A 13277-nucleotide genomic window follows, 5' to 3' on the forward strand; every position below is an offset into this window, starting at 1 on the left:
CTGAAATAGTGCTATTTTTTCAGGATACGTGCTGAATACCTCTGGTGACAGTCGCTCACGAACCGATTCGTACTCACCTACGTACCAGCACCACGTTCAGTGGTCGACACAGTATCATACCGCTGCCTACCGAGTCACGAGTCAAACAAGTAGTCGCTGTGGAGGGCGAGACGGGCGCTTACATCCCCATGTCGGCAGCCGGCTCGGGGACCGGAAGCGCGTTCGGGGACACACCGAGCAGTTCCGCTGCGTGGTCGAGCGCCATGTCGAAGCCGTAGTATCGTTCCAGTTCGTCGCCGTCAGCGGTCGGTCGGACCTTCAGCATCGCGTAGCCCTCGATATTCTGTGCGACCGCGGCGCTCCCGCCGTCGCTCTCAAAGGTCAACAGCCGTTCCTCGTCTGTCTCCCGATAGGTCGCCGTGATACCGTCAGCCGACGCCTCGACGGGGAGTTCGGAGTCGGTCATCGACGGCTCTAGGGACCGGGGGTATGCGAACTTGGCGGTCCGCTCGGAACCGCAAACGCGAAACCGGGCGGCTGTGACCGGACACCCATGGCGAAGTGGCTCCAGAGCGGCCGCCGACGCGACATGTGTGTCCTATTGGCCGCCGCTGAGGACGGTGAACTTTCCGGCCAGCGACTGAAGACGCGGCTCGAACGCCGCTATGACACGCGAATCGAACCGAAGAGCTTCTACGGCGCGCTCGACGCGCTGGAATCGGCGGGGTTCGTCGCCCATCGCGAGGACGGTATCGCCGATAAGTACTCGCTGACCGAGGCCGGTGAGCAACGGCTTCGAGAGCAGTTCGAGTGGATGCGGGAGGCGCTCGGCGAGACAGCTTGACGCCCCTGTTTGCCGCCCGTCCGAATCTTGCTGTGCCGCTACTGATGGGGTATCCTTTTGCCGAGCGCTGTCACAGAATACAGGTATGTCCCTGTCTCGGTCACTCCTCTTGGCAGGTCTGGACGCCCTCCCGTTCGCGGCGCTTGCAAGCATTGCGACGTACGTGTTCGCACGCACAACAATCAAGCCGCCCGAAATTGTCGGGATGCTCGCCGGGATTGTCGGCGTGGCGGTGCTCCTCGCGCTGGGGACTATCAGTGCGAACCGCCATCGCGCAAACGGCAAACCGTTCTACTTCACGCGCGCGGTGGTCGTCGAAGGGCTTCTCTCGATCCCCTAATCGAGAAGCTCACTCGCGATAGTGTTGCGCAGCACCTCGCTGGTCCCTTCGTAGATCTCGTTGAGTTTGGCGTCACGGTAGAACCGCTCTGCCGGGAAATCCTTCGTGTAGCCGTAGCCACCGTGGACTTGGATTCCCTCGTTCGCCACTTCGCGAGACACTTCAGAGGCGTACAGCTTGGCCTGTGCGGCCTCCTTGACGAACGACTCGCCGGCCATCTTCTTATCGGCTGCCTGATGCATCAGCAGGCGGGCGGCCTGCGTCTTCGTGTCCATGTCAGCGAGTTTGTGCTGGATGGCCTGAAAGTCGCTGATGGGCTGGTCGAACTGCTCGCGGTCCTGTGCGTATTGCAGCGCCTCGTCCAGCGCGGCCTGAGCGATACCGACGCCGCGGGCCGCGATAGTGATACGCCCGCCGTTGAGCGTCTTGAGCGCGTGGACGAACCCGCGGCCTTCCTCACCGAGCATACGGTCTGCCGGAATACGCATCTCGTCGAACCGCAGTTCGGCGGTCGGACAGCCCTTGTCACCGAGCTTGTGCTCGGTCCCTTCGACGATGAAGCCGTCGTCCTCCTCGGGGCGGACAATGAACGACGAGATGCCCTTGTTACCTGCCTCGGGGTCGGTCTTGGCGAACAGGACGACGGTGTCGGCGACGGAGCCGTTGGAAATCCAGAGCTTGCCACCGTTGACCAGATAGGCGTCTCCGCCGTCGACCGACTCGGCGGTGGTGTCCATTGCCGGCACGTCACTGCCCGCGCCCGCTTCGGAGAGGGCGAACGCACCGATCTCCTCGCCCTCGGCCAGCGGCGTGAGGTAGGTCTCTTTCTGGGACTCGTCGCCGAACTCGTAGATCATGTTGCAGGCCAGCGAGATGTGCGCGGCCACGATTGTGCCGAGCCCGCCGCTGCCCCGTGAAATCTCCTCCAGCGCCATCGCATAACTGTGGTAGTCCAGTTCGGCCCCGCCGTATTGCTCCGGGATCGGCATTCCCATCAGGCCGAGGTCGGCCATCTCGTCGACGAGATCCCACGGGAACTCGTCGGTCTCGTCGATTTCCGCCGCCCGTGGCTTGACCTCGTCATCGACGAACTCCGAGACCATTTCCTGTATCTGGCGTTGTTCCTGTGTGGGGCTAAAGTCCATGAGAGATTCTAACGCGGGTTGGGTCTTTACTGTTGGCCAACGCCCGGCCCGTTGCTGGGTCTCGTACTCGACCTGCCGCTGTCTGTCGCCGAGTCAGTCGTAGTCGTAAAAGCCCCGTCCGGATTTTTTCCCGAGGTCGCCGGCCGCGACTTTCCGTTTGAGCAGGTATGCGGGCTTGTAGCGGTCACCCAACTCTTCATGAAGCGTTTCAGAGGCGTCGAGTACCACATCGAGGCCGATGTGGTCAGCCAGTTCAAGCGGCCCCATTGGGACGTTCGTCCCGAGGGTTAGCCCGCGGTCGATGTCGGCCTTGTCGGCGACGCCCTCGTCGTACGCCCGGATACCCTCGTTGATCCAAGGCATCAACACGCGGTTCACCACGAACCCGGGCTTGTCGTCGGCCTCCCAAGTCTCCTTGCCGATGTCGTGGGAGAACTCCCGGCCCAGCGTCACTGTCTCGTCGCTGGTTTTCTCGCCGACGACGAGCTCGACGCCTTTCATCACCGGCACGGGATTCATGAAGTGCAGTCCGAGGACCTGCTCGGGCCGTTCGGTGACACTGGCGATAGTCGTAATCGAGAGGGTGCTCGTGTTGCTGGCCAGCACCGTGTCCGGCCCGCAGACGGCGTCGAGGGCCTCGAACACAGACTGCTTGAGATCCATGTCTTCTGTTACGGCCTCGACGACGAGGTCAGCATCTGCGAGGTCGTCCATCTCGGTGGTGCCCGTAATACGGGCTGTTGCCGCCTCCGCCTCCTGTTCTGTCACTGTGTCGCGTGCAACGAGCGTCTCGAAGCTCGACTGGATCTCCTCGAACCCGGCGGCAACTAACTCTTCTGAGACATCGCGCATGACGACATCGTAGCCGGCTGTCGCCGCGACCTGTGCGATGCCGTTGCCCATCGTTCCTGCTCCGACGACGCCGACGGTGTCGACTGTTTCGAGATGCATGCCCGCGTCTTCGTCCGGTGGTCGTGTAAGTCTGCCGACGGTAGCGGATCATCCCGGGACGGAACTACCTTCGAGGTAATCTGTCACAGGCTTAGCGGCAAGCACTGCCCCGCGGCTGAATATTCACTCGAAATGTAGTAAATGTCAGCAAAAAGATACTTATGGTGTGGCGGAGAACGAACTGATGATGAGAGACCCTGCGGGCAGCAGGCTCGGAGAAAAATTCGACTGGTCACCAGCGCCAGTCTCTGCCCCCTACATCTGACAAATGAGTAAGTCACTCGACATCTCGACCACCGAAGCCGAGCAGACAGTCACGGAAGTCATCGACACCATCGTCGCGACGACACCGGACGTCCGCCGCGCTGTTGCCGACTATCGTGGCCAGAGCAACTCCGTCAACCCCACCGGCGACGACCAGCTCGCGGCTGACCTGCGCGCTGATGAGCTGTTCGAGGAGCGGATGCTTGACATCGACGGCGTTGCCACCTACGCCAGCGAAGAACGCGCGGACGTGAAAACGACGGACGGTCGCCTCCACGTCGCGATGGACCCCCTCGACGGGTCGAGCAACCTCGAACCCAACAGTGGGATGGGGACCATCTTCGGCGTCTACAGTGAACAGCCGCCGACTGTCGGGACCAATCTCCTCGCCGCCGGGTTCGTCATCTACGGCCCGATCACCTCGATGATCGTCGCTCGGAACGGCAGCGTCCGCGAGTACATCCTCGAAGACGGCGACAAGCGGGTCGTCGACGATGACGTGTCGGTCCCTGAAGACCCCACAGTGTTCGGGTTCGGCGGCGGTGTCGACTCTTGGACGGATGAGTTCGAATCCTACGCCGAAGAGGTCCGCCACGAGCTGAAACTCCGCTACGGTGGGGCGATGGTCGCGGACATCAATCAGGTGCTCACCTATGGCGGTATCTTCTCGTACCCCGAACTGGAGTCACGCCCCGAAGGAAAGCTCCGGGTCCAGTTCGAGGGACAGCCGATGGCTTACATTCTCGAATCCGCCGGCGGCCGGTCCTCCGACGGCGAGCAGTCGCTGCTTGAAATCGACCCTGACGGGCTACACGAGCGGACGCCACTGTATCTCGGGAACGACGACCTGATCGACCGGCTTGAAGCCTCCCTCGACTGAGGTCTGATTCTACGGTTCAGTAGCCGAGATAGATTGCGAGCGCTTTGAGGACACCGTACAACCCGATAGCGACGCCCAGTAGCCCACCGAGCGCGGTTCCAATGATGCCATCGGGCCACAGCGAGAGCGGGTTCGGAACCCCGATTGACGGGAGCGCTGGAATCGGGAGGCCACCGCTGTCACCCGTCACGTTCCCGACGCGTTGCCCGTCAACGGTCAGACCTCCAGTCCTGTTTTCGGGCACTGAGCGGGCAAACTCCGTAGTTCGCGTTTCACCAGCAGGGACAGTAACCGTCCGCGTTGTCAGTACGGAGGTGTTGAGCGAGACGATCACGTTATGATCGCCGCTCGCTGTCCCCCGGTTTTCCAGTTCGACGGTGATGACTGTCCGGTCGCCGGGGCCAAGTGTCGATGGAACGGCCGTGGCGTTTGTAACCACGATGTCCGGCTTCCCGGTATCTTCTGTTGGCGTCTCAGTCGTTTCAGGTGTAGGCGTCGGCGTTTCCGAGCCGTTTGCTTCCGTCTCCGGATCTGTATCCGCCGTTGTTGGCCGCTCAACACCCACAACGAACGTCGAGAAGCCCGGCGACACAGCGCGGTAGACGATGTGTGACTCGCTTTGGGTGACAATCTCAGTTGCTAGTGGTGTCCACCCATCGCCGTTCCGAAACAGCGTCACAGCACTCGGTTCCGAAGCGACTGCCGCAAGCGTGTCACGGTCCACAGTAAAGGTGAACGTCACGTCCTCGGCACGAACCGAGCCGTGGTCGATATCGAACTGACTGACGCCGGTGTGGTTGTTTGCAGCCACGAACGACGGCGTAGGCTGACGTGAGCGGATGGTGAGTGTCGCGGACTCATTGCGAGGGAACGTTGCTGTGAGCCGCTCCAGTGTTCCGTTCGGGCCGCTGGTGAGTGCCCCCACTCGTGGCTCGATCAGTTGTGCCTGCCCGGTCCCATTCACTGAGACAGTTGCAACGGTCGCATTCGGTTGCTGTACGGTCACATTTCCGGCGGTACCATTCCCCGTCACAGACACAGTTCTGGTCACTGTCTCCGTGTTCCCAAATGGATCGGTAGCCGTCACTGCTACCTCGTGATTGCCCGGCGAGGCGAAGGCGACGGTGATGTTCTCGCCAGTTAGAATCGTGTCATCCCCCACCTGCCACTGGATAGATGCAACGCCTTGGTCGTCTGTCGTTTCTGCCGCGGAGAACGTCACCGATTCGCCGACTGTCGCGTTTTCCGGACCGGCAACGGTGACGTTCGGTCCAGTGCCATCATAGAGGAACGTCCGCTGCCGACTGAAGGAGTTGTTGTTCCCATGCCGATCCCGCACGGACATCAGCAACAGTGAGTACTCCCCTTCTTCAGGGAAGGTGTACTCCCGGGTGTAGACGGCCGAGTTACCGGTACGTTCGGTGAACCCTGAGATGTTGAGCGTGTCAAGTGCTGCCCCACCGACGGAGATTCGTAGTTGATCTAGTCGTTCATGTGTCTCAACAGTGATTTCGGCGGTCGAACTGTTGACCCGCGTGACATTGAAATCCCGGTATTTCGGTACGACAGCATCCATCCCGGTTGCGGTAACTGTCCCATCTGGGAGTTTGTTGCCCGCAGTGTCTGTGATGTTTGCAGTGTTCCGGAGACCGACTGAGACATTGTTTTTGTCTACCTTGTCCGCAAGAAGTAGCGACACCCGGGCCCCGCTTTTGTTCCCTTCCGCTGCGCTGATCGACGTGACAGAGACGTTCTCGACATCACCTGCGGTCAGGGTGAAATCGCTTGCCTGAATCGTATTTGTGTCTATTGACTCATCGTCATAGATGGTGACCTCGATAGTCGTGTCGTCGCCCCGCGTCGCGTTGCCCCACACTGGCGGTTCAGTGTCTTCGGCTACAACGGTGCTTGTCGCAATCGGCATGAGAAGCGGGACCGCGAGAAGCAAAGCTAGAAGCGGGAGCCACCGGCGCGGACTCCCGAGTATCATTGGCGTCACCCGGGAGTAACCGTTGGCACTCATACTATGTCGGTACTCGGGCACCCGATATCAATGGTGTGCCACGATTATACGAGGTGATAATCGCACATGGAATAACTGCTCTGAGCTTTGTGACCGTTGCTGTGAGATGAAAGTCAATATCGCAATCGACTCGTGAAGAAACACGGGACGAGTCTCGGACTGCAACCGCGGCGGCTCATGCATTGTGTTTCCCGGGAGTATACAGCCCCTACTCCCTCCGTTTCAGTAGTAAACACTGTGTATTTAATACAACGGGTGAAAACAAGCTAACAGACCACGTGGGGGCGTGGTTGCGGAGGGTGACGTGTTTACAACGGACCGAACGGTCCTGATAGGGACCATCGACGGGTGGTGTAGCGCCCTGCTCGACGAACTTGCAGCCGTCGAGCGAGAACTGTGGCTGGTCGTCGCCGTGACGCTCATCATCGACGTGTGGCTGACACACATCGGTCTCCAGCACGGGCTTCACGAGGGGAATCCGGTAATGCGAGCCGCGATAGAGACGTTCGGAATCGCGGTCCTCGGACTGACGAAGATCGGCGTGCTGGGGCTGGCTGGGGCGACACGCCGGTTGTTGAGCGATCAGCGCGGCGTCGTGGTACCGCTCGGACTGGCGCTCCCGTGGATGGCGGCCGTCGTGATCAACGCGGCCCTCCTGATTAGCCTGTAGCCATCCCGAGATCGCTCCGTCCCCCGGTTTTAGTTGTTCGCTCGCTGGAACCAACACCGTCCGTTCGAACGCACAGACGAGCGTGTTGCCCTTGCTGTGGGCGTCGACCCGTATCGTAACGCTATCACGGTCCTCATCTTTGGTCAGTTGCCTGTCCGGAACTCTCGACCCCGTACGTATCGTGTGGCCGGGGATGACTGGCGCTCAATCACAGACAATCGGTCTGCCAATCGATTCCGTTGTGGGTATCTTTCGCCTGATGAATCCCATGGACGGCGGTACCCTTTTGCCCACAGTCTGAGTCAATACCCGTATGTCGCCTGAGGTAAACCCGTTTGAGAGCTTACAGGAACAGATCGACGACGCGGCGGACTACCTCGAATATTCGACCGACGTACTCGAACGGCTGAAACACCCCGAACGAGTGCTAGAGACGAATCTCTCCGTCGAGATGGACGACGGCTCCGTCGAGGTGTTTCGTGCCTATCGGTCACAGTTCAACGGTGATCGGGGACCGTACAAGGGCGGGATCCGCTATCACCCGCAGGTCACACGCGATGAAGTCAAGGCGCTGTCTGGCTGGATGGTGTACAAGTGCGCTGCGGTAAACATTCCCTACGGCGGCGGGAAAGGCGGTATCGAGATCGACCCGCGCCAGTACTCGGCCGACGAAATCGAGCGGATAACGCGGTCGTTCGCGGAGGAACTCCGACCGATCATCGGCGAGGACCGGGACATCCCAGCGCCCGATGTCAACACCGGCCAGCGGGAGATGAACTGGATCAAAGACACCTACGAGACGCTGGAAAACACGACCGAACCCGGCGTCATCACCGGGAAGGCACCGGAGTCAGGCGGCAGCGCAGGCCGCGTGGAAGCCACCGGCCGCTCCGTGATGCTCACCGCACGCGAAGCGTTCGATTATCTCGGCAAAGACATCGAAGACGCGACGGTGGCTGTGCAGGGCTACGGGAACGCCGGCTCCGTCGCGGCGAAACTCATCGAAGATCTGGGCGCGAACATCGTCGCAGCATCGGACTCGTCCGGTGCCGTCTACAACCCCGACGGGTTCGACGCGCGCGACGCGAAGGCGTTCAAAAGCGAGACCGGGTCACTGGCCGGCTACGAGGGCGCGACAGAGGAACTGACGAATGAAGAGCTGTTGACGATGGACGTAGACCTGCTCGTTCCGGCGGCGCTCGAAAACGCTATCAATGGCGACCTCGCACGGGACGTTCAGGCCGACATCGTCGTGGAGGCGGCAAACGGCCCGCTGACGCCGAACGCGGACGACGTGCTCGCGGAGCGCGACGTGGCTGTGTTCCCCGACATCCTCGCCAACGCCGGCGGCGTCACGGTGTCGTACTTCGAGTGGGTCCAGAACCGCCAGCGGTTCTACTGGTCCGAAGAGCGGGTCAACAGCGAACTGGAGACCATCATCACGAACGCGTTCGACGACCTCGTCGATACCTACGAGGAGACCGGCGCGCCGAACTTCCGGACGGCGATGTACGTCGTCGCAATCAAGCGCGTCGTCGCTGCCGCGGAGGAAGGCGGCATCTGGCCCTGACCCCGTTCCGGCATCGGTCGCGCCTATCGCGGGTGTTTTGCCAGCGCCGTCCCTACTGTGTGTATGGACATTTACGAGCGGCAGGTTCGTGTCGAAGCCCCGCTGTCGGAGGTCTGGAAGTTCCACGCGACAGGCGATGGCTTGGTCGCACTGACGCCCGACTGGATGAACATCCGCATCGAGGCAGAGCGGGGACCCGATGGCGAACCGAATCCCGAGGAACTGACCGCTGGATCGGTCGTCGAATCCTCGATCAAGCCCTTCGGCGTGCCGCCGCGCCAGCGCTGGGTCTCGAACATCGTCGCGCGGGAAGAGAGCGACGACGAGGCCATGTTCCGCGACGCGATGGAAGAGGGGCCGTTCCCCCACTGGGAGCACACGCACACGTTCAAGGCTCTGAGCGACAGGGAAACACTCGTCCACGACCACGTCGAGTTCGAACTGCCCGGCGGACCGCTTGGTCAGGCGCTTGGCCCCTTCGGCTGTCTCGGGATGGAGCCGATGTTCCGGTATCGCCATCAGCAGACGAAAGAACTACTGGAAGGGTAACTCGGCCCTGCCCGGGGACAGCACGGCCCCGACTATGGTCTCCGGTGTTTCTTTATTCCCGTGTCGGATACTGCCACAGGATGAGTGGACGCGCTGTCACGGTACCTGATTGGGCCGTGACGGCTCCGTGCTCTAACGGAGCGAGATGGTCGTGACCGAGCCACGAATCGACCCGCGAATCGCGCTCGCTGTTGCCGTGCTTGCAGTCAGTACGAGCGCGATTCTCGTCCGCTGGAGCGCGGCCGCGGCATCAGTCGCGGCCTTTTATCGGGTCTTCCTGACGACGGCGCTGCTGGCTCCGCTGGCGCTGGGACGGCACCGGTCGGCGTTCGCACGCCTTGCAGGGCGGGACGTGCTGGCGGCTGCGGCGACCGGTGTCGCACTCGCGGTTCACTTCGCCGCGTGGTTCGAGAGTCTGGCGTGGACGAGCGTCGCGGCGTCAGTCACGCTGGTCCAGTGCCAGCCGCTGTTCGTCGCCGTCGGCGCGTGGGCGCTGCTGGACGAGCGCGTCACGCGCGGCACGACGGCGGGCATACTCGTCGCCATCGGCGGCATTGTTGTGATGTCAATCGGCGAACTGCTCGGCGGCGGTGCCATCGGCGCGCGTCCGCTGTACGGCAATACGCTGGCGCTCGTCGGCGGCGTCATGGCCGCCGGCTACGTGCTCGCCGGACGCTCGCTCCGCCAGCGATTCCCCCTCATTCCCTACGTAACCGTCGTCTACGGCGTGGCCGCAATATGCCTCCTCGTCTTCGTCATCGCGTCGGGCCACCCCGTTACCGGCTACCCGCCACGGGAGTGGGCGCTGTTTCTCGCGATGGCTGTCGGTCCCGGCGTGTTCGGACACACCGTTCTCAACTGGGCGCTGGCACACGTCGAATCAAGTATGGTTAGCGTCTCGCTGCTGGGCGAACCGGTCGGCAGCGCGCTGCTGGCGCTGCTGTTGCTCGCAGAGATACCCGGTCCAGCGACCATCGCCGGCGGAGCCGTCGTGCTTGTCGGTATCGGTGTCGTCGCCAGAAGTCGGGCAGTCGGAGCGACACCAGCGGATTGAGAGCAGTCCGACCCGCCCTATGCGCGTTTTTCCACAGCCCCGCGTATCTCGGCGGCGGCGAAGTCGTGGTCCGGGCGAATGTTGACGAAATCGAGGAACTCCTCCGCGGCCAGCAGATCGGACGTGTCATAGTGCCGCGTGGCGGCTGAGACGGCGGCCGGCGCACCGATAAGCGGCTCCAACGCGCCCAGCGCACAGGCCAGATCGTAGGCGCGGGCGTCCCTGATTGCCGCTTCCCGGACGCTCGTCGCATCGATGAAGTAGAGGTCGTCGTGGGCCACGAGCACGTTCTCACAGCGGAAGTCACCGTGGGCGAGGCCGTCATCGTGCATCCGGTGGAGGAAGTCAAACACCGCCGGGCTGTGTCGCTTGACCGTTTCGGGTGAAAGGTTGTCCAGCGGCTCGAAGTCCGGGATGTATTCCAGTACGAGGATACCCATTCCCTCGTACTCGAAGGCCTCGATGGGTTCAGGGGCGTTGACACCGATCTCCCGCATCCGACGGGTCGCCGCCAGTTCGTGTTCCGCCATCTCGTAGGGCGTCCCGAAGTGCTCGAAAAAGCCCTCTGTCCCCGAGGAAAACGCGCCGATGTTGCGGCCGGCGGTAAGCAGGGTATGGACAAGCGAGTTCTGTTCCGTGATGACTTTGACGAACCACTGGTCGTTGACGACCAGCGGCGTCGAGAGCCAGTTGTCCGCCTCCAGAAACGCCACGTGGGCCGCGGGCTCGTCGTACCGGTCTATCACCGCCCGTACCACGCCTTCGAGTTGCTCCCAAGGGACCGTTCCACGGAGGAGTCGCCGGAACGCCATTCCCTCTAGGGGAGGCCGCCGAGGGGCAAATGGCTTGTGTCTGCCCTCGCATGGTATTTGTGAACACAGGTCATGAAGTCAGTATGGAGTTCGACGTGCCGGGCGAACACCGGATGGTACTCAGCCGGGAGCTGGGCCTGTAACAATTCTATTGACTCTCACACATCGGGAGAGGCTTCGGGGACAATAGTAACCGGCACATCGGCGGCGTCGATGACGGCGACTGCGGCGTCGCCCTCCCGAATGCGGCCGGTCAGCCCCTTCGGCTCGTGGCCCATGACGATGTGACGAACGTCCACATCGGCCGCGAGTTCGAGCAGTTCGTTGCCCACCCTCGTGCCCGACCGCATCGCGGACCGACCCACGTGTTCGATGGCCACCGTGGCCACGATGGTGGCATCACGGAACCGGTCGCGCATCTCGTCCCGAAGCTGTTTGGCCGTCCCGTCGGCAGTGTCTCCGTCGACGAGATGGACAACGTACAGTTCCTCGTCCAGCCCATCGGCGAGCCGAACCGCCGTGTCGATGACCGCCTGAGAGACGGAATCGTTGGCGATAGCCACGAGAATGGTCATACAGAACACAGGGCCTTCGCATCCAAATCACTTTCTGCCGATCTAACAGGTTCGCTCACTCCGTCGCTTTCAGATTGTGGACGGCATCGATGGACTCGACGACTGCTGCAGTGGGCTGGATAGCAGAGAGAATCGCGTCAGCGTCCTTGTACGCCATCGGCGCTTCGTCGCGGACGCCTTCGATGACGGACTCGGAGTAAATCCCGTCCATCGCCGCGGCGAACTCGTCCATGTCGACCTCGCTGTGGGCCTGCCGACGGCTCATCACGCGACCCGCACCGTGTGGCGCGGTCTGGTGGTACTCCTCGTTGCCCTTCCCGCGTGCGATAATCGACCCGTCAGCCATGTTGAACGGGACCAGCAGCCGCTGGCCGTCGCGGGCCGGGGTCGCCCCCTTGCGGATGGTTAGATCGCGGAAATCGATGTAGTTGTGAATCGACTGGAAGCGGTCGACGGGCTCGACTCCGATGGCGTCACAGATTGCGTTGCTCATCAGTTCGCGGTTCCAGCGGGCGTACTGCTGGGCGAACAGCATATCGACCAGATAGCCGTGGGCCTCCCGGCCCTCAAGCCAGTCGAGGTCCGTGTTGCGGTCCTCGTCGTCGCTGCTGTGGATGGCGTCTTGGACCTGTCCCAGCGCGTCGAAGGCGTCCTCGATGTCGGAGCCGTCGAGTTCGCGGCGCAGTCGCTCCTTCCGGATGTAGGACTCGCCCATGCCGCCGGTGACCCACGCGTAGAGGTCCCGTGATTCGACCGTATCGGGGTCGAACTTCAGGTACTCGACGTACTCCTCTGGGATCTGCTCGCGGATTTCGCCGATTGTCCGGCGATCCGTCGCTGTCGACTGCCAGTATTCGGCGACGGACTTGCCGAGGTACCGGGAGCCGCTGTGGATGACCAGCCAGTAGTCGCCCGATTCCCGCGCTCGGCCGAACTCGACGAAGTGGTTCCCGCCGCCCAGCGTCCCCGCGCTCTTGATTATGTACCCCATTCCTTGCCGCTGGTCTGCCAGCACGCGGTCACACAGGGCCTCGAAGTAGTCCCCGTCGTAGCCGTCGAAGTCGAACTCGACGGGGTCGATGTGCTCGCCGAAGCGGTCGGCGTAGGCCGCGTCGAACTGCTCGAAGACGCGGTTGGCCCGCTCGAACGGGAACTCCTCGACCAGATGGGGGGCGTCGTCGTAGTCGTGAACCGACCGGCCCATCGGGACTGCCTCGCGCACGCGGCGCTCGCGTTCGGCGTCTTCGAGCGGGAGTTCCGGTCCGAGGTTCGTCGCAGCCATGCCACAGCCCACGTCGACGCCGACGATGTTCGGGACGACGCGCTCGCCCAGCGGCATCGTGAAGCCAATCGGTGCACCGGCTCCCCAGTGCGTGTCCGGCATGATTCGGACCGGTTCGGTGAACGCAGGGTGATCGATGAGCGTCTCGATCTGTTCCCGACACCCGGCCTCGACGAGCGATTCGTCGTCGACCATCACCCGCGCCGTGGTGTGTTCGCCCGTCAGTTCGAGTACCATTGGTGTCGTATCGTAGTTGCATGGAGGGTTTGAACCTCACGGTGGCCTGTGAGTGGCTGCCTCCCCTCCGGACCAAATAAA

The 13277-nt window shown here is 62.3% G+C and carries 14 protein-coding genes; 7 read left to right on the forward strand and 7 right to left on the reverse strand.

What is annotated here, in order from left to right:
* Nucleotides 1-178: 178 nt before the first annotated feature.
* Nucleotides 179-466: a hypothetical protein gene (locus tag Har1129_RS03170; RefSeq protein WP_129755114.1), complete on the reverse strand. Its 288-nt coding sequence runs from the start codon at nt 464-466 to the stop codon at nt 179-181.
* An 87-nt stretch (nt 467-553) separates the two neighbouring features.
* On the opposite strand from Har1129_RS03170, the gene Har1129_RS03175 reads away from it, so the two are divergent.
* Both Har1129_RS03175 and Har1129_RS03180 read left to right on the forward strand, forming a co-directional pair.
* Complete coding sequence (locus tag Har1129_RS03175; RefSeq protein WP_151099342.1) at nt 554-844, forward strand: PadR family transcriptional regulator; 291 nt, start codon at nt 554-556, stop codon at nt 842-844.
* 85 nt (nt 845-929) lie between these two features.
* Nucleotides 930-1184, forward strand: coding sequence for a hypothetical protein (locus tag Har1129_RS03180; protein ID WP_151099343.1), 255 nt, complete (start codon nt 930-932; stop codon nt 1182-1184).
* On the opposite strand, the gene Har1129_RS03185 is transcribed toward Har1129_RS03180, so the two are convergent.
* Nucleotides 1181-2329, reverse strand: a complete 1149-nt coding sequence (locus Har1129_RS03185; RefSeq protein WP_151099344.1) for an acyl-CoA dehydrogenase — start codon at nt 2327-2329, stop codon at nt 1181-1183. The two genes, Har1129_RS03180 and Har1129_RS03185, sit on opposite strands and share 4 nt — an antisense overlap.
* Before the next feature lie 93 nt (nt 2330-2422).
* A complete protein-coding gene (locus Har1129_RS03190) occupies nt 2423-3280 on the reverse strand; it encodes a 3-hydroxyacyl-CoA dehydrogenase family protein (protein ID WP_151099345.1) in 858 nt (285 codons plus the stop codon).
* 268 nt (nt 3281-3548) lie between these two features.
* Here Har1129_RS03190 and Har1129_RS03195 point away from each other — a divergent pair, with 268 nt between their 5' ends.
* Complete coding sequence (locus Har1129_RS03195) at nt 3549-4424, forward strand: class 1 fructose-bisphosphatase (RefSeq protein ID WP_151099346.1); 876 nt, start codon at nt 3549-3551, stop codon at nt 4422-4424.
* Between the two features lie 16 nt (nt 4425-4440).
* Here Har1129_RS03195 and Har1129_RS03200 read toward each other — a convergent pair whose 3' ends face one another.
* On the reverse strand, nt 4441-6447 hold the full coding sequence (locus Har1129_RS03200) for a PKD domain-containing protein (RefSeq protein ID WP_151099347.1): 2007 nt from the start codon (nt 6445-6447) through the stop codon (nt 4441-4443).
* A 286-nt stretch (nt 6448-6733) separates the two neighbouring features.
* On the opposite strand from Har1129_RS03200, the gene Har1129_RS03205 reads away from it, so the two are divergent.
* From Har1129_RS03205 to Har1129_RS03220, 4 genes are all read left to right on the forward strand, one after another.
* Nucleotides 6734-7117 (forward strand): DUF5658 family protein, encoded by a 384-nt coding sequence (locus tag Har1129_RS03205; RefSeq protein WP_151099348.1) that lies wholly within the window; start codon nt 6734-6736, stop codon nt 7115-7117.
* Nucleotides 7118-7430: 313 nt separating this feature from the next.
* Nucleotides 7431-8687 (forward strand): Glu/Leu/Phe/Val dehydrogenase, encoded by a 1257-nt coding sequence (locus tag Har1129_RS03210; RefSeq protein ID WP_151099349.1) that lies wholly within the window; start codon nt 7431-7433, stop codon nt 8685-8687.
* A gap of 63 nt (nt 8688-8750) precedes the next feature.
* A complete protein-coding gene (locus Har1129_RS03215) occupies nt 8751-9236 on the forward strand; it encodes an SRPBCC family protein (RefSeq protein ID WP_151099350.1) in 486 nt (161 codons plus the stop codon).
* A 145-nt stretch (nt 9237-9381) separates the two neighbouring features.
* Nucleotides 9382-10290 carry a DMT family transporter gene (locus tag Har1129_RS03220; protein WP_151099351.1) on the forward strand — a complete coding sequence of 303 codons (909 nt, stop codon included), beginning with the start codon at nt 9382-9384 and terminating at the stop codon, nt 10288-10290.
* 17 nt (nt 10291-10307) lie between these two features.
* Here Har1129_RS03220 and Har1129_RS03225 read toward each other — a convergent pair whose 3' ends face one another.
* From Har1129_RS03225 to Har1129_RS03235, 3 genes are all read right to left on the reverse strand, one after another.
* Nucleotides 10308-11102, reverse strand: coding sequence for an RIO1 family regulatory kinase/ATPase (locus Har1129_RS03225; protein ID WP_151099352.1), 795 nt, complete (start codon nt 11100-11102; stop codon nt 10308-10310).
* Between the two features lie 158 nt (nt 11103-11260).
* Entirely contained in the window at nt 11261-11677 is a 417-nt protein-coding gene (locus tag Har1129_RS03230) for a universal stress protein (protein WP_151099353.1), read from the reverse strand.
* 55 nt (nt 11678-11732) lie between these two features.
* Nucleotides 11733-13196 carry an RtcB family protein gene (locus Har1129_RS03235; protein WP_151099354.1) on the reverse strand — a complete coding sequence of 488 codons (1464 nt, stop codon included), beginning with the start codon at nt 13194-13196 and terminating at the stop codon, nt 11733-11735.
* Nucleotides 13197-13277: the final 81 nt, after the last annotated feature.

The sequence above is a fragment of the Haloarcula sp. CBA1129 genome, from assembly GCF_008729015.1.
Classification (GTDB): Archaea; Halobacteriota; Halobacteria; order Halobacteriales; family Haloarculaceae; genus Haloarcula.

Excerpts from the sequence above, each read along its gene's own strand:
- Har1129_RS03170 (WP_129755114.1), bottom strand. The coding sequence starts at position 466 with ATGACCGACTCCGAACTCCCCGTCGAGGCGTCGGCTGACGGTATCACG.
- Har1129_RS03175 (WP_151099342.1), top strand. The coding sequence starts at position 554 with ATGGCGAAGTGGCTCCAGAGCGGCCGCCGACGCGACATGTGTGTCCTA.
- Har1129_RS03180 (WP_151099343.1), top strand. The coding sequence starts at position 930 with ATGTCCCTGTCTCGGTCACTCCTCTTGGCAGGTCTGGACGCCCTCCCG.
- Har1129_RS03185 (WP_151099344.1), bottom strand. The coding sequence starts at position 2,329 with ATGGACTTTAGCCCCACACAGGAACAACGCCAGATACAGGAAATGGTC.
- Har1129_RS03190 (WP_151099345.1), bottom strand. The coding sequence starts at position 3,280 with ATGCATCTCGAAACAGTCGACACCGTCGGCGTCGTCGGAGCAGGAACG.
- Har1129_RS03195 (WP_151099346.1), top strand. The coding sequence starts at position 3,549 with ATGAGTAAGTCACTCGACATCTCGACCACCGAAGCCGAGCAGACAGTC.
- Har1129_RS03200 (WP_151099347.1), bottom strand. The coding sequence starts at position 6,447 with ATGAGTGCCAACGGTTACTCCCGGGTGACGCCAATGATACTCGGGAGT.
- Har1129_RS03210 (WP_151099349.1), top strand. The coding sequence starts at position 7,431 with ATGTCGCCTGAGGTAAACCCGTTTGAGAGCTTACAGGAACAGATCGAC.
- Har1129_RS03215 (WP_151099350.1), top strand. The coding sequence starts at position 8,751 with ATGGACATTTACGAGCGGCAGGTTCGTGTCGAAGCCCCGCTGTCGGAG.
- Har1129_RS03220 (WP_151099351.1), top strand. The coding sequence starts at position 9,382 with ATGGTCGTGACCGAGCCACGAATCGACCCGCGAATCGCGCTCGCTGTT.
- Har1129_RS03225 (WP_151099352.1), bottom strand. The coding sequence starts at position 11,102 with ATGGCGTTCCGGCGACTCCTCCGTGGAACGGTCCCTTGGGAGCAACTC.
- Har1129_RS03230 (WP_151099353.1), bottom strand. The coding sequence starts at position 11,677 with ATGACCATTCTCGTGGCTATCGCCAACGATTCCGTCTCTCAGGCGGTC.
- Har1129_RS03235 (WP_151099354.1), bottom strand. The coding sequence starts at position 13,196 with ATGGTACTCGAACTGACGGGCGAACACACCACGGCGCGGGTGATGGTC.